The sequence below is a fragment of the Pseudoalteromonas sp. NSLLW24 genome (assembly GCF_015864725.1).
Classification (GTDB): Bacteria; Pseudomonadota; Gammaproteobacteria; order Enterobacterales; family Alteromonadaceae; genus Pseudoalteromonas; species Pseudoalteromonas arctica.
In genome coordinates this window covers 135,724-151,858 of sequence record NZ_JADYWQ010000007.1, presented here as the reverse complement: position 1 = coordinate 151,858, position 16,135 = coordinate 135,724, and the positions used below count along the sequence as shown (strand labels likewise).

At 36.6% G+C, this 16,135-nt stretch carries 12 protein-coding genes; 2 read left to right on the top strand and 10 right to left on the bottom strand.

Translation table 11 applies throughout. The features are described from left to right. Positions 1-676: 676 nt before the first annotated feature. On the bottom strand, positions 677-1,159 hold the full coding sequence (gene rfaH / locus I6E72_RS09510; RefSeq protein ID WP_197112043.1) for a transcription/translation regulatory transformer protein RfaH: 483 nt from the start codon (positions 1,157-1,159) through the stop codon (positions 677-679). A 582-nt stretch (positions 1,160-1,741) separates the two neighbouring features. Between rfaH and I6E72_RS09505 the strand changes: the two genes are divergently transcribed. Further along, positions 1,742-3,115: an MBL fold metallo-hydrolase RNA specificity domain-containing protein gene (locus tag I6E72_RS09505; RefSeq protein WP_197112033.1), complete on the top strand. Its 1,374-nt coding sequence runs from the start codon at positions 1,742-1,744 to the stop codon at positions 3,113-3,115. A gap of 702 nt (positions 3,116-3,817) precedes the next feature. Beyond that, entirely contained in the window at positions 3,818-4,285 is a 468-nt protein-coding gene (locus I6E72_RS09500) for an REP-associated tyrosine transposase (RefSeq protein WP_331459152.1), read from the top strand. 1,101 nt (positions 4,286-5,386) lie between these two features. Here the strand turns inward: I6E72_RS09500 and I6E72_RS09495 are convergent. From I6E72_RS09495 to I6E72_RS09455, 9 genes are all read right to left on the bottom strand, one after another. Further along, positions 5,387-7,321, bottom strand: coding sequence for a polysaccharide biosynthesis protein (locus I6E72_RS09495; RefSeq protein ID WP_197112031.1), 1,935 nt, complete (start codon positions 7,319-7,321; stop codon positions 5,387-5,389). Between the two features lie 170 nt (positions 7,322-7,491). After that, positions 7,492-8,670, bottom strand: coding sequence for a DegT/DnrJ/EryC1/StrS family aminotransferase (locus I6E72_RS09490; protein ID WP_197112029.1), 1,179 nt, complete (start codon positions 8,668-8,670; stop codon positions 7,492-7,494). A 27-nt stretch (positions 8,671-8,697) separates the two neighbouring features. Further along, positions 8,698-9,339 (bottom strand): acetyltransferase, encoded by a 642-nt coding sequence (locus tag I6E72_RS09485; protein ID WP_197112027.1) that lies wholly within the window; start codon positions 9,337-9,339, stop codon positions 8,698-8,700. Continuing rightward, entirely contained in the window at positions 9,332-9,928 is a 597-nt protein-coding gene (locus I6E72_RS09480) for a sugar transferase (RefSeq protein WP_024593736.1), read from the bottom strand. Before I6E72_RS09480 ends, I6E72_RS09485 begins: the two co-directional genes overlap by 8 nt. After that, a complete protein-coding gene (locus I6E72_RS09475; protein WP_197112025.1) occupies positions 9,928-11,097 on the bottom strand; it encodes a glycosyltransferase family 4 protein in 1,170 nt (389 codons plus the stop codon). The genes I6E72_RS09480 and I6E72_RS09475 overlap by 1 nt, the downstream gene beginning before the upstream one ends. Positions 11,098-11,366: 269 nt before the next feature. Continuing rightward, a complete protein-coding gene (locus I6E72_RS09470) occupies positions 11,367-12,500 on the bottom strand; it encodes a glycosyltransferase family 4 protein (protein ID WP_197112023.1) in 1,134 nt (377 codons plus the stop codon). Between the two features lie 22 nt (positions 12,501-12,522). Then, complete coding sequence (locus tag I6E72_RS09465) at positions 12,523-13,530, bottom strand: EpsG family protein (protein ID WP_197112021.1); 1,008 nt, start codon at positions 13,528-13,530, stop codon at positions 12,523-12,525. Further along, positions 13,520-14,620, bottom strand: a complete 1,101-nt coding sequence (locus tag I6E72_RS09460) for a glycosyltransferase (protein ID WP_197112019.1) — start codon at positions 14,618-14,620, stop codon at positions 13,520-13,522. The genes I6E72_RS09465 and I6E72_RS09460 overlap by 11 nt, the downstream gene beginning before the upstream one ends. Then, positions 14,610-16,112: a hypothetical protein gene (locus I6E72_RS09455; protein WP_197112017.1), complete on the bottom strand. Its 1,503-nt coding sequence runs from the start codon at positions 16,110-16,112 to the stop codon at positions 14,610-14,612. Before I6E72_RS09455 ends, I6E72_RS09460 begins: the two co-directional genes overlap by 11 nt. Positions 16,113-16,135: the final 23 nt, after the last annotated feature.

Genomic DNA, 16,135 nt, shown 5'->3' with positions numbered 1-16,135 from the left:
AGCGTAGCGCCCTCTTAACCTCTTTGTGAATAAATCACTTAAAGCCTTATTGCACAAAGAGAAGCGAATGAGGAGTAAATGAGAAGCCATTTAAACAAGTGCTTTAGGCTGCTTACTTCTTTAAAGCTCAGTGTGCTCTTAACCTCTTTGTGAATAAATCACTTAAAACCTTATTGCACAAAGAGAAGCGAATGAGGAGTAAATGAGAAGCCATTTAAACAAGTACTTTATGGATGCTTACTTCTCTAAAGCGCAGCGCCCTCTTGGCCTTTTTGTGAATAAATCACTTAAAGCCTTATTGCACAAAGAGAAGCGAATGAGGAGTAAATGAGAAGCCATTTAAACAAGTACTTTATGGCTGCTTACTTCTCTAAAGCGCAGTGCGCTCTTAACCCTTTCATGAATAAACCCTATTACGAGCTTTGCTCGTCACGCCAGTAAGCTGCGCGTCTACAAGTGAACTTAACCGCGTAGCTTTAAGTGCTTTAGGCACGCTTCCGCCCTTAGGTTACAGTTCCTAGTTACTGATATAAAAATATTTTTTCGCGGCATAAAGCCGCTGCTACATTTTAATTCACGCGGTGTAAAACCGCTGCTACGTTTTAATTCACGCGGTGTAAAACCGCTGCTACATTTTAATTCACGCGGCATAAAGCCGCTGCTACGTTTTTAGTTATTATTGTTTAATATCTTTATTATCTACACTTACTTCAATTTTTTGATTAAGTAAGTTAATGAGTAAAATACTGCGCAGGTCGCCATCAGGCTCTTTGTATATTGCTTGTATATTACTGAATGAATCGTTATTCACACTTACTACATCACCTGTTTTTGGTATTTGTGATTCAGTAGTGTGTGCACGTTCATTTTTTAACTGGTCAATTATGTGCTTAGAAACCAACTGATAATTTGCTCCATAAGAAACAAAACCGCCTATTCCACGGGTGTTTTTTACAGCAGAAAAGTTACCATTTTTTGATTCAAGGCATACAAATAAATAATTAGGGAATAAAGCGGTGTGTTTGACGGTCCGACGACCTTTAACCAACCTTTCGGTAGTTAATTGGGGGTAAAACGCTTCAATCCCTTGATTTTGCAAGTTAGTTTTAGCTCGCTCTTCTTGCTTAGATTTGCATACGACTAAATACCAACATTCCATAGTAGCCCTTAATACATAACTAAATTGCAAAAAATACAATTCCAAACTAAACAACGGCGGCATTATAGCCAACATAGAGTACTTATGTAAATAAGCCTTAGCGGTTAATAGCCACTCACTTTAACAAATATTGTTATTGAGTTTAAAGGGAGTAAAGGCTTTAACGCTAGTTTAGTACCTATAAAGCTATGTTTAGATTGGGCTAAACAAAAGTTTAGCCGCGAAAATTTATTAAAAAATTTAATTAATATTTTTTAAATAAATATATAAGTAAGAGCGCGAAGTAAATTCGCATCAACAGGTTGGTGCATATTTGTAGGTGAGGTTTTATACCTCGCTTTTTTAGGATTTAAAACATGAGCGCGAAGTAAATTCGCACCTACAAGTTGGTGCATGTTTGTAGGTGAGGTTTTATACCTCACTTTTTGGGAGTTAAAGTATGAGCGCGAAGTAAATTCGCACCTACAGGTGATATGTTGAAGGTGAGGTTATTAATTTAGCTCAAGCGTTAGAACCTTGAATAATTATGGCTTTACTTCTACCTTAAAATTCAATGTAACAAATTGATGACAAGGAAGCACAATGCAAATACTTCACCACGGAGCGGTTAACGGCGTTACTGGTTCGTGCCACGAGCTAGTCGTTAACGAGCAAACAAGTGTGCTTATTGATTGCGGGTTATTTCAAGGCGAAGACTCTAAAGCCGATTTATCAATTGAGTTTAATATTACCCATGTTACTGCCCTTATTGTTACCCATTGCCATATTGACCATGTTGGCCGAATTCCTTATTTATTAGCAGCCGGTTTTAAAGGCCCTATTTTTACAAGTATTGCATCGGCCAGTTTATTACCTTTGGTAATTGAAGATGCTTTAAAAGTGGGTGTAACCCGCGACCCTAAAATTATAGCTGCCTGCTTAAGCTTATTAAATAAACGCATAGTTGCTGTTAATTATAAAACGTGGTTTGAATTACCTTGCAAAGGGCTCAATAAAGCTAAAGCGCGGTTTCAGCGTGCAGGCCATATATTAGGTTCTGCCTACGTTGAAATTGATGTTACAAATAGTGATAACAACAAACACCGTGTTGTGTTTTCAGGAGATTTAGGCGCGCCATACACCCCGCTACTCCCTTCGCCTAAGCCGCCCTATAAAGCTGATACTCTAGTTATTGAATCAACCTACGGTGATAAAAATCATCAAGGCCGTAAAGAGCGTACTAAAACGTTAAAAAGCATTATTGAACGCGCCGTAGCCGACAATGGCGTTGTTTTAGTACCTGCTTTTAGTATTGGCCGTACACAAGAGCTGCTATACGAGCTTGAGCAACTCATACATAGCTCATCTAAAAAGTCTAAGTGGCGAGACATTCACGTAATACTCGACTCCCCTATGGCAGCCAATTTTACTGAGCAATACAAAAAGTTTAAGCACCTATGGGATAGCGAAGCCAAACGCAAAGTTGCAAACGGTAGGCACCCGCTCGATTTTAAAAACCTAACTACGGTTGATTCACACAAAGAGCATTTGGCTATTATTAACTATTTAAGTTCGCGGCAAACACCAGCCATAATATTAGCGGCAAGCGGTATGTTCACTGGTGGCCGAATAGTTAATTATCTTGAGCGATTTTTAAATGACAAAACCACCGATGTATTATTTGTAGGTTACCAAGGTAATAAAACGTTAGGCCGCGAAATTCAAAAATATGGCCCACGTAATGGGTATGTTTTTATAAATGATGCTCGCATTACTATAAACGCCAAAGTACATACAATTAGTGGCTACAGCGCCCATGCCGATCAAAACGGATTAATTAAGTTTGTAACGGGTATGCATAAAAAGCCAAGCCTGATAAAAATTGTGCATGGCGATGATGATGCAAAAAATACGTTAGCAGCAAAGTACAAAGAGGTTTTAGGTAGTGAAGTTAAAATTAAGATTGGTAAATTGTAGGCGTGAAACTTGCTCACGCTGTGTAATAAATACGTAAAAGCTGCGCTTTTAGTGCGCCAGCAAGCAAGACGCCTACATGGTTACATACACCGAGGGTAAAAATCCTCGTAGGCGTGAAGCTTGCTCACGCAAATTAATAAATGCGTAAAAGCGGTGATTTTAGTGCGCCAGCAAGCAAGGCGCCTACGTGGTTACATACACCGAGGGTAAAAATCCTCGTAGGCGTGAAGCTTGCTCGCGCAATTTAATAAATACGTAAAAGCTGCATTTTTAAAGCGCCAGCAAGCAAGGCGCATACATGCTCACCATACACCAAGGATAAAAATACACGTAGGCGTGAAGCTTGCTCACGCAATTTGATAAATATGTAAAAGCTGCGCTTTTAGTGCGCCAGCAAGCAAGACGCCTACATGGTTACTACACCGAGGGTAAAAATCCACGTAGGCGAGAAGCTTGTTATCGCAATTTAATAAATACGTAAAAGCTGCGCTTTTAGTGCGCCAGCAAGCAAGGCGCCTACATGGTCACTATACACCAAGGATAAAAACCCACGTAGGCGTGAAGCTTGCTCTCGCAAATTAATAAATACGTAAAAGCTGCGCTTTTAGTGCGCCAGCAAGCAAGGCGCCTACATGGGCACATACACCGAGGGTAAAAACCCACGTAGGCGTGAAGCTTGCTCACGCAAATTAATTTATTCAAATGGAAATTAATTATATGGCTAACACACATAAACGTTTAAAAGGACGCTGCACTTCGGTAAACGCTTATTACTCTATTACAATTTGTTGTGATTTTCGTAAGCCATTATTTGCTAACTTTTTATGTGCACGGTTAATTGCGAGTGAACTCATTAAATTTTCAAGAAACAATTCACTTAATACTATCTGCTACGTAATCATGCCTGATCATATACATTGGATTTTACAGTTAAATAGTAGCCTTGACCTTTCAAACCTAGTTAGGAATTTTAAAAACATTACAACTTATAGACTTAATAAACATAGTGGTACACACGGAAAGATATGGCAATCAAATTACTATGACCACAAAATAAGAAATGATGAAGATTTAATAGGTCAAGCGAGGTATATAGTGGCAAACCCTTTACGTGCGGGCTTAGTGGACAACATAAGGAAATACCCATATTGGGATTGTGTTTACTTGTAAAAGTGGTTTTAAATGCGCCAGCAAGCAAGGCGCCTACACATACACCAAGGATAAAAATACAAGTAGGCGTGAAGCTTGCTCACGCTATTTGATAAATACGTAAAAGCTGCGCTTTTAGTGCGCCAGCAAGCAAGGCGCCTACATGGTCACATACACCGAGGGTAAAAATCCACGTAGGCGTGAAGCTTGCTCACGCAATTTAATAAATACGTAAAAGCTACGCTTTTAGTGCGCCAGCAAGCAAGGCGCCTACATGGTCACCATACACCGAGGGTAAAAACCTACGTAGGCGTGAAGCTTGCTCGCGCAATTTGATAAATACATAAAAGCTGCGTTTTTAGTGCGCCAGCAAGCAAGGCGCCTACAAGGCCACATACACCGAGGGTAAAAATCCACGTAGGCGTGAAGCTTGCTCACGCAAATTAATAAATGCGTAAAAGCGGTGATTTTAGTGCGCCAGCAAGCAAGGCGCCTACATGATCACATACACCGAGGGTAAAAATCCTCGTAGGCGTGAAGCTTGCTCACGCTATTTGATAAATACGTAAAAGCTGCGCTTTTAGTGCGCCAGCAAGCAAGGCGCCTACATGTCCACATACATCGAGGGTAAAAATCCTCGTAGGCGTGAAGCTTGCTCGCGCAATTTAATAAATACGTAAAAGCTGTGCTTTTAGTGCGCCAGCAAGCAAGGCGCCTACGTGGTTACATACACCGAGGATAATAATCCACGTAGGCGTGAAGCTTGCTCACGCAATTTAATACATACGTAAAAGCTGCGCTTTTAGTGCGCCAGCAAGCAAGGCGCCTACATGATCACATACATCGAGGATAAAAATCCACGTAGGCGTGAAGCTTGCTCACGCAAATTAATAAATGCGTAAAAGCTGCGCTTTTAGTGCGCCAGTAAGCAAGGCGCCTGCATGACCACATACGCCGAGGGTAAAAATCCACGTATGCGTGAAGCTTGTTATCGCAATTTAATAAATACGTAAAAGCTGCGTTTTTAAAGCGCCAGCAAGCAAGGCGCCTACATGATCACATACACCGAGGGTAAAAATACACGTAGGTACGTCATTACCTACAAAAAGCAAACTATTCGCTTTAGGAGCCACTTACGTTTGGTAAAATTGTAACATTCGTTTGCTTATTAAATTTTTGCTTCCAATTCAAATCACAAATGCCATCAGTGGGTGAAAAAGCGGTAGGTGCTGTTAAAAATAACCTACGTATTTCTTGATGATCAGACTCGTCACATGCAATCTTAAGCTTATCTAAAAATGGATCGAGCTCAGACCAAGGCATTTTAACTTCTTGTGCACTTAGGATTCTTGGGTGGTCTGTTCCAATAACGTTATCTCCGATGAGTAGCTCTTCAAAGAGTTTTTCACCTGGGCGTAATCCTGTGCACTTAATTTCTATATCGCCATTTGGGCGTTTTGCATGTTTAACTTCAAGCCCTGATAGGTGAACCATTTTAGTCGCTAAATCTTTAATTTTAACAGGCTCTCCCATATCAAGTACAAACACGTCACTACCCACTCCCATTGCACCCGCTTGAATAACCAACTGGGCAGCTTCTGGTATTGTCATAAAGTAACGCGTTATATCTTGATGAGTAAGTGTTATTGGGCCGCCTGCTTTAATTTGTTTTCTGAACAGAGGCACAACAGAACCAGACGATCCTAAAACATTACCGAATCTGACCATAGTAAAGCGTGTTGTGTCTTGGATTTCAGATAGCCCTTGCAGTACTAATTCAGCCATGCGCTTAGTTGTGCCCATTATATTTGTTGGGCGTACTGCTTTGTCAGTGGAAACCAATACAAACGTTTCTACATTTGTATAAATTGCAGCGGTTGCTACATTGTAGGTGCCATAAACATTGTTACGCACGCCTTCAACTACATTATGCTCAACTAAAGGTACATGTTTATATGCGGCAGCATGATAGACAGTTTGAATATTGAAGGTAGAAAATGTAGATTCAACAAGTTTTTTATTTTGAATTGAACCTAATATTGGTAGTACTTCTATATTTAAATTATTGGTATCACAGTACTCCGACAACTCTTTTTCTATAGCATATAAAGCAAACTCAGACAGCTCAAATAACACTATTTTAGTCGGGCTGTTCTTAATTATTTGTCTACAAAGTTCTGAACCTATAGAGCCGCCAGCGCCGGTTACCATTACAGCTTTGTTGGCTATATTTGCCGACATTAAATCTTGTCGTGGTTGGACTGAATCGCGGCCCAACAGATCTTCTATTTCAACATCTTTGATTTCATCAAGATTCGTTGTCCCTGCAACAATATCGGCCATGCCAGGAACTGTCATAACTTGTAGTTTAAACTTTTCTATTGCGTTAAGGACTTCTTTTCGACGACTTCGAGATGTACTTGGTAGTGCCAATAATATTTTATTTGCACACTTTTGCTTTGCTATTTCAGCAATTTGCGACGGTGCATGTACACAAATACCTTGGATTAACGATAAATGCTTTTTAGGGTCGTCGTCTATAAAAGCGACTGGTGAATATTCTGGCCCGTTTGCTAAGGCAGTGGCTAATTGACGACCAGCAGAACCAGCCCCATATATAATTACACCCTCCTTGCGGCGCATAGTTATTTGGCCAACTACAGCTCGCACGGTTAACCTTGCACCACCAACAAATAAAATACAAAAGCTGGCATAAATAAACGGTACTGTTCTTGGTACTGGCGCACTAAGAAAAAAAGATAAAATAGTTAAATAAACAGTTGAAAGTACAACACCAGCAATAATTGCCCACATAGCTTGGGTATTCATATAACGTAGTACGGCTCTATAAAGCCCGAGCCTTACAAAGCTAAATAAACTTAGCGGCAATACGGCTGATAGTAAAATCCAAGTATGTGTGTTTTTTAAAACTGCTGTGCTGTCTAGCCTTAGTAAAAAAGCAAGCCAAAAAGCCACTATTATAAATACGCTATCGATGAGGAGAGAAATAATTCTTTTTTGAGGACGAGGCAAATTAACTAAAAATTTTAAAGGCACAATACATTTCCCTGAAGCTAGCAGTGATACTACTATTCTATTGATTACAATTTTACTACAAGATGAACAACTATTGAACTTAATAGTTAAAGACTATATGTAAATATTTATATAGTCTTTATGTATTTGGTTGTTTTTTGTAAGTAAACGTTATCGTTAGGTATATGTTTTTATTTTAAAGAAGCTAAAACAAGCACTTCGTTGATTATTTGAGCTGATTTACCTATTTCGCTTTCAGTTAAAGTTGGGTGCACTAAAAACATAATTGACGTTTCTCCTAACTGTACGGCATTAGGTAAACGTTTTTTAGGTCTCCATGGAGTATCATCAAATGCTTTTTCAAGATAAACCTCTGAACAACTGCCTTGAAAACACGGTACACCACGTTCCACAATTTCGTTTACTATACGATCTCGATTCCAATCATTAGCCAAATATTCGGGTTTTATAAACATGTAATGTTTATATTGAGCATGTTCGATGTGTTTTGGTACGTTAACTAATCTTACGCAATCAAAGCTATCTGCGGCATTGTCGAGCAATGCACCATAAGCTTGACGTTTTGCGGTCCATTTAGCCATACGCTTTAGCTGAATACGCCCTATAGCAGCTTGCATTTCGGTCATACGCCAATTTGTGCCAAAACTTTCATGCAGCCATCTAAAACCTGGTGGGTGCTCTCTATTATAAATAGCATCAAAGCTTTTCCCGTGGTCTTTATAGCTCCACATGGCTGACCATAGCTCTTTTGAGTTAGTCGTTACCATTCCGCCTTCGCCACCAGTAGTCATTACTTTATCTTGGCAAAAACTCCATGCACCTATGTGACCAATACTTCCAACAGAACGACCTTTATATTTAGCACCATGGGCTTGTGCACAGTCTTCAATTACATAAAATCCATGTTCTTTACTGAGCGCCATTATTTCATCCATTTCAGCTGGCATACCCGCTAAATGAACAACAATAACTGCTTTAGTTTTTGGCGTTAATACTGCTTTTATAGATTCGGCGGTTATAGCTTGGCTATTTAGATCAACATCCGCAAATACAGGGGCCGCACCAGATGTAACAATACTTGAAGCAGATGCTAAAAAAGTACGCGGAGTAGTTATTACTTCATCACCAGCGCCTATATTTAATGCTTTTAAAGCAAGATCAAGTGCTAATGTGCCATTACCTAGCGCTATGGCATATTCACTATCAGCCCAGCTTGCAAATTCTTTTTCAAATTCACGGCCTTCAGTGCCGGTCCAATAATTTACTTTGTTGGATAAAATAACGCGGCTAACTGCATCGGCTTCTTCTTGTGTAAAGCTAGGCCATGGGGAAAATGGGGTATTTAACATGCAATTCCTATAAAATTTAAAAAAGGCTTAACTATTATCTGAAACTTTAGTGCAAGGAGAGCCATAAGCAATTACACCAGATGGTATATCTTTGACAACTAAACTACCTGCACCAATTAATGTATTGTCGCCAATATTAATAAGTTGTTTTACTTTACTTCCAATACCTACCCAGCTACTTCGTCCGACGCAAACTCCGCCAGCTAATGCTGTACCAGGACAAATATGCGTAAAGTCATCTATTTTGCAATCATGCTCAATTATAGCTGAAGTATTAATTATACATCCACGGCCTATTACTGCAAAAGCGTTAATAACAGCATTAGCAGCTATAACAGACCCTAAATCTATTTGAGCATATTTACTTATAACCGCACTTGGGTGTATTAAGGCTGGAAGTGTATAGCCATTTTTGGCTAACGTTTTTATTTTTACTTCTCGAGTATTATTGTGACCTATAGCAACAGCAACATTTATGTTGGTGATAGGTACATTAAGTAAATCTGAAAATGTACCTATAACAGGCCAATGCTCTATATTTTTTTTATTAGGATAGGCATCGTCATAAAAGCTAACACTAAAACCTAGTTGCTCCGCAATATCAGCTATTATTTTACCGTGGCCGCTAGCCCCTAAAATAGCCAACGTTTTTACAGCTGGCTTAGTCATTGTTAGAGCCTTTAAAAGGCTCAATAGTTACGTGCCCATCAGCACTGATGCCTTCTCTTATAAAAACTTTTTTTACTGTTAACAGTAATATTTTCATATCGAGTAAAAAGCTTTGATTTTCTACATACCAAACGTCGAGCTTAAACTTTTCATCCCAGCCAATTGCATTACGCCCGTTAACTTGTGCCCAACCTGTTATACCAGGTCTTACATTATGGCGTTTAGCTTGTTCTGAGTTATACAGCGGTAAATATTGTACTAATAGTGGCCGAGGCCCAACTAAGCTCATATCGCCTTTAAGAACATTAAACAAACCAGGTAGCTCGTCTAAACTAGTTGAGCGTAAAAAAGCGCCAAACTTAGTCATTCTTTCGTTATCTGGAAGCAAGTTACCGTGCTTATCTTTGGCATCGAGCATGCTTCTAAACTTCATCATTTTAAATACTTTACCGTGTAAACCAGGGCGGTTTTGCGTAAATAAAATAGGTGAACCTAATTTAGTACGGATTAATATCGCTACAATAACAATAATGGGTAACAACATAGCAAAGGCACTCAGTGCCACTATAAAATCAAATAAACGTTTCATTATAGACCCATTATTTGTAACATTTTTTCGTTCACTTTATGAACATCAAATTTTTCTTCAGCCAAACGACGGCTTACTTTCCCCATAGGTTCAATATACTCAGGATGCTCAATAAACCAGTTCATTTTTTCCACTAGTGAGTTAACATCGAAAGCCGGTACCATATACCCATTCTCTCCCTCAACAACCGTTTCACGACAGCCCGGGACATCAGTAGTTAGAATAGGACGGCCAATAGCCATAGCTTCCTGTGTACTTCTAGGAACCCCTTCACGATAGTAAGAAGGTAAAACAAACACATGAGATTCAGACAACCATTCGGTTACATTAGATACATGACCAGGATACACTATGATTTTTTGCTCTATAAGACTTTCTAATTCCTTGCTTTTTAAACTAGAAGGGCTTTCTTTATCAAGATTACCAAGTACCAAAAGCTCTGCAGTAGGATATTTTTTTTTCACTATTTTTATAGCGTCAATTAATTGATAAATACCTTTTTCCGCTAACAATCGTGCAATAAAAACAAACCTGATTGGTTTTGTAATATCAACAGCACTATATGAAAACTCACTAATATCTAAGCCTATACCGCCCAGAACATTAATCTTATGGCTGTAATTGTAAAATAGAACGTATTTACTCAAGTCTTTTGGATCATCAGGATTCAAAAAAATTATTTCATTCGTTGCTCGAAAACTAATACTAAACAAGCAACCCTGAATATACTGTAATATTTTCTTTTTAAATGAAAACCCATTTAAACTTGGGGTATACGTGTACCCTAGACCTTCAAGCATAGCTATTCTTTTAGGTACACCAGCTAAGTAAGCAGCTATTGAGCCATAAATAACAGGTTTCATGAAGTAACTAAGAACAATATCCGGTTTAATTTCTTTTAACGTATTCTTTAGAGTTAACATTGTTTTCAAATCAGCAAAAGGATTTAAACCAGAACGTGATAACTGATAATCAACAGGGCTAACACCAAGAGCAAGTAACTCTTTTTTTTGTTCAAGGTTAAAGTCTATAGCAAAAACAAGTATACTATGACCTTTCCCCAAAAGTTCTTTAATTAATGGCATTCTGAAACCAAAAATAGAAGATGCTACAGTACCAATAATTACGACTTTCAACTTAACCTCTAATAAAAAATAAGAAAGCTTCACTTTCTCTAAATGAACAATATAAATAATTATAAAGCCAAAACTACTGCTTTCTAATTATAATATACTTTCTGGCTAAAAATATATGTTGTGCAAAGCTCATATCGAGCGAATTTTTATGCACTAAAAAAACCGTGTATTAGCATTTAAAATGATGTAATAAATCACGGCCATAAAAAAAATTTTGATAATTCGAGCACAAAGAGTTTTAAATAAAGAGCCAGGTATAATCTAATCTGCTTCTAAATTGATAGAATAAATAGTCTCAATAATTATACCTTAATTCCTTCCATCCAAACGCTTTCATAATCACTGACCATTTTTTCTAGGCTAAAATTATTAACAATGCGTTCGCGGCAAGCTTTTTTCCTCGCCAGCCATTGTACCGGTAGATTATCTTTCTCGTACCAAGCTTCTGATATCGCCTTTGCTAAAGCTTGAGGATCTCTTGCTGGAACAACCCAGCCGGTATCACCAACTATTCGGGCCGCATCGCCTACATCAGTAGTAATACAAGGAGTGCCGCAAGCCATAGCTTCATTCAAAACATTAGGAAAAGCTTCAGAAATTGACGATAAAACAAACACATCAAAGCCATTCATCACTAATGGAATATCGCTTCTTCGCCCACATAATAAAACGTTATTTTTTATATCATTTTTTAAAATTAATTTATTCAGCTCATGATTTTTTTCGTCTAAGAACGATCCAACCAATATTGATTTAAAGTCTTTCCGTACTTTTTTTAATACACCCAAACCCGCTAAAAAATTACTGTAATCCTTCAAAGGATCATAACGACCAACATGCCCAATTAAAAAGCGGTTTGATAAACTTAATTCTTCTCTAAAATCTATACCTAATTGTTCATTGTAAACATATTGACTAACATCATAACCATTACTGGCAACAATACCTTTTTTAGTACAAAAACCAATAGACTCTTGAACTTCTCTAGACTTTTCGGCGCAATAAATAATTTTATTGGGTACAAAATGTGATAACAAAGCATTGATTTTTGCAACGAAAATAGTAGAACGCTTAGACTCACCTTTGACTAAAGTAGTATGATGAACACCCCAAACGATGTTCTTGAAACCAGATAAACGAGCGAAAAGACCACCAAACAAATCCCCATGAAACATCCAGGTTTGTACAGCATCCGGGTTCAATTTTCTTATTAAACTAAAAATCTTAAAGACAAAAAAAACATTTAATCCACTTCGCTGTATATTTAAACAATAAACATCAACCCCGACCTCTTCCAGTAAAGGTCCATACTTTCCACCATCCATTAATGATATAACAGAATGTTTAAAGGTAGAGTTTTTAGAGGTGGCTAATCGATATAAAACAGCTTCTGCCCCACCATCGTTAAGTCCTGTGATAATGTGTAATACTTTCAATTATAAATACCCTTTCGAAAAACTAGCTAACAAACCAACCGAACCCTTCCTGCCTAAAGTGTAAACTCCAAACTAGGAAAAAATATAAACAGAACACTAATTGAAAAATACGTTTATATTTTACTTTAAAACGAAGTGAAGCTAACAACACTAGCAATACAACACTTTCAAATATCCTTGCTGTAACAGGTAATAAAAAATAAGTTGAAAGGTACAGAATTAGAAAGAATATAATTTGCGTGTTATATTTTAAAAAGACTTTGCCTTGCATAACAAATAACATGAAAACAAAGCTCCAATAAATAAAGCCTAGACCACTTGCGCTTTGCGAAGCCCCATTACTATATTCTTCACCCTGCCTTGCGCCAATAAACTGCGCTAAGTAAAGTCCCATTGCTCCAACAACAACTCCAACAAGTACGTACAATATACTTCTGATACCGTGTGAAAGCTTTAAGTACATTAAGAAGTTAACACCAAAAATACCTAGCAAAATTATAATGAATGATGAATGTATGAGTGCAGCACAGATATAAAAAAAATACTTTACTTTATTTGAAGCGCTAAACCACCCAATTAAAAAGATTGCTACCCCAAAACCTTGTCGTAAATGAATTAAATTGTTTTTTAGCACCAAAGGTAGTAATAAAAATAGCATTACCATATAAAAATACTTTTTATTGGTATTTTTTAATACCAAGTAAAACGTAGAGAATGTAGAAAAAGCAATTATTATTCTCACGATATTTTCAGGAGAAATAAAAAACGAAAGTAATGAGTTAATAACCAACCACAAAGGCTCGTTAACCAATAGCGGCAACACCCCAGATGAAAAGTTTTTTACTAATAAGATTGGTGAGCTTTCTGGGTATAATAAATAGTTTCCTCTATCAACTAACCCATCTATAGGTAATGCAGTTAAAAATATACAAAAAAATAATGCTATAAAAAAACTTAATAGCTTATGTGATTTAGGGTTAATCCTAAAAGAGCGATCATAAAAATTGTATTTTTTGATATTAGTACTCATTTAACAAAGCTTCCCAACTTTGGATTATATTTTTAATTTTATATATCTCTGATGACTTTAAAACATCATCGCCATTAAAAGGAGATTTAAGAGCTTTGTCTAAATAATCCTGTAGGCTATTTATATTTTGATACTCAACCAGGTAGCCGTTCTTACCTTGTTCTATTATTTCGCTTGGACCACTTTTACAATTAAATGCAACGACAGGTGTGCCTAGGGAAATAGATTCAACTAAAGTATTGGGGAAACCTTCGTACAAAGAGGTTAGTAATGTTAACTTAGCATGCAAGTAATAAGGTATTACGCTTTGCTGAAAGCCTTCAAAATCGACTTTTTCACTCAAATTAAAGTCTGATACAAGTTGCTTTAACTTCTGCTCCAAACTTCCTTGACCAACTATTTTAAGCCTTAAACTAGGATGATTTTTTGATAAGACAGAAAAAGCCTGAATTGCAAAATGAAATGCTTTTTGATCTTCGAGTCTGCCCACACATAAAATATAATCGCCTTTAGACACTTCGCTTGGTTTTATATTAACAGCTTCATTTTCGACTGTTGTGTTTACAGGGTTATATATAACACTTGTTTTATTTTTTAATTTTGGAAACACTGATAATAAATCAGTTCTCATGCCTTCACACTGATTAACAATATGGTCAGATCTTTTGTAAATTTTCATGAGTAAGAAAGAAAATACAGAAGTACGAAAACTCCTTTTAACACTTTTTGAATTTTCAGAAAGTGAGTTTATATTCCTACTTATAATTTTTACATTAACTCTCATGAAAAGCTTAATAAGTAACAATATAAGACTAAGTTCATAATTAAAAACAACCACTTTAGTTGGTTTATGTGTTTTTAAATAATTATATATAGGTAAAGTAGAACTGCGAGCATTTGGTAAATCTAATACAACTAAGTTGACTTTTTTACTTAATCGAGCGAGATAAGCAGCATCTTTCAATGTAAGTATTACAAGTGTTACATCACAACCTGCTTCAGCTAAACCACTTGCGACAGTAACACACACACCCTCAGCACCACCACCTGCGAGTGATGATATAAAGAAAGTAATTTTTTTATTTTTCATTCAAGTATTTACTCTTATTCTTCCACATTGACAGTAAATATAATCGATATATTAATACACAAGAAAACTCAGAGTACTTCCCTTTACTGTCAACAGTTTTCCTCAGCCTATGGATTATTTTTTCTACTTCATCACGCTCCCACAAAGAGCAATCGTAAATTTCTTTCGTAACTAAGTCCCAGTTATTCAATACAATAGAGATTGTATCGTATGACCACCCCATTTTTCCAATTTCATCGGAGTCGAGGTTCATTCGCTCTTTTAAAATATCTCTTAAAATCATTTTGTTTTTAAAGGTTTTTCTATCAAACAGATGATTTTCAGTTACTTTTGAAAAATATTTAGCAACACGTTTCGTTGCAAAAGGAAGGACTATATTTGCGTTTAAATAAGTAGAAAAATTAAACAACTTCCTCATCATTTTTTCGCTAATTACACGCGTAGAGTAAATATCAGATTTAAAATAAAATAAATCCCATTTCCTTCTTTTTTTAGATTCTGCGCTCCAGTACGGATAAACAGAAATACCCTCTGGATATATTTTATTACTATCTTTCAAAGAAAATCCAGATGAGCCAAACCACTCAGAAGGTGTTCGTAGTGGAACATTTAAATGACTTTCAGATTCAATAAAATTTCTTAAAAAAGAAAACTTAGATGTAAACTGCAAAATATTAATAAATAACCCATCTTTTGGCGATGGAGGACTTATCATATGACTATCATTACCATCTCCAAAGATAATATTTGCGTTCACTAACTCTGGAATTTGCATGCTATACAATGGATAAGCTAAGCAAAGATTATCTACACATGGGAACGGAGATTCTTTAAAGTATTTTTTAATAAATACTAAGTGCTCTTCTTTTAGTTCATCTATTTCGTGTAATACTTGATGCGAAAATCCTAGCTGCTTTGCTATTTTCTCACTAATGATACTCTCGTCTAAATTCCCTTTAGAGCGATGAGTCACAAGCGTTATATTGTCTTTTATACCAGCTTCAGATAAGGCTAAAACAATACTATTACTATCTTTCCCTGCACTATGGAATAAGTATGTTTTTTTATTGGGATCAATTCTTTTAACTGTTTCTTCGACCAATAAGTTTAATATATCTTCATGCTTAGGTTCAGATATTGCCTCTTTACCTTCCCTTTTATCACTCATAAATGGGAAGTTATGCTCAAATTTCATTACAATTTCATTGTTGTTGGTTTGTACCTTTACAGAGTCGCCAATACCAAGAATAAATATGTTTTCATAGGCCGTTAAAGGTGGAGGAACAACTCCACTTTGCAATAAAAAAGAAAGCCCTTCATTCGATACTTTTAATGGCTTCTCAACTCTTTCATCATTAAGTAGCTGAGTAATTAATTCAGAATATAAAAGTACTTTTTTATCTTTAGATAGATATATATAGAGAGGGAATTCACCTGCCAAATCAGAATCTAACTTTATAGCAGGTTCATTAAGAGTATATTTTTTTATCATTTAGTTAGCTCTTTTATAATCGA

Coding starts and splice junctions, on each gene's coding strand:
- rfaH (WP_197112043.1), bottom strand. CDS start 1,159: ATGGAATGTTGGTATTTAGTCGTATGCAAATCTAAGCAAGAAGAGCGA.
- I6E72_RS09505 (WP_197112033.1), top strand. CDS start 1,742: ATGCAAATACTTCACCACGGAGCGGTTAACGGCGTTACTGGTTCGTGC.
- I6E72_RS09500 (WP_331459152.1), top strand. CDS start 3,818: ATGGAAATTAATTATATGGCTAACACACATAAACGTTTAAAAGGACGC.
- I6E72_RS09490 (WP_197112029.1), bottom strand. CDS start 8,670: ATGTTAAATACCCCATTTTCCCCATGGCCTAGCTTTACACAAGAAGAA.
- I6E72_RS09485 (WP_197112027.1), bottom strand. CDS start 9,339: ATGACTAAGCCAGCTGTAAAAACGTTGGCTATTTTAGGGGCTAGCGGC.
- I6E72_RS09480 (WP_024593736.1), bottom strand. CDS start 9,928: ATGAAACGTTTATTTGATTTTATAGTGGCACTGAGTGCCTTTGCTATG.
- I6E72_RS09465 (WP_197112021.1), bottom strand. CDS start 13,530: ATGAGTACTAATATCAAAAAATACAATTTTTATGATCGCTCTTTTAGG.
- I6E72_RS09460 (WP_197112019.1), bottom strand. CDS start 14,620: ATGAAAAATAAAAAAATTACTTTCTTTATATCATCACTCGCAGGTGGT.
- I6E72_RS09455 (WP_197112017.1), bottom strand. CDS start 16,112: ATGATAAAAAAATATACTCTTAATGAACCTGCTATAAAGTTAGATTCT.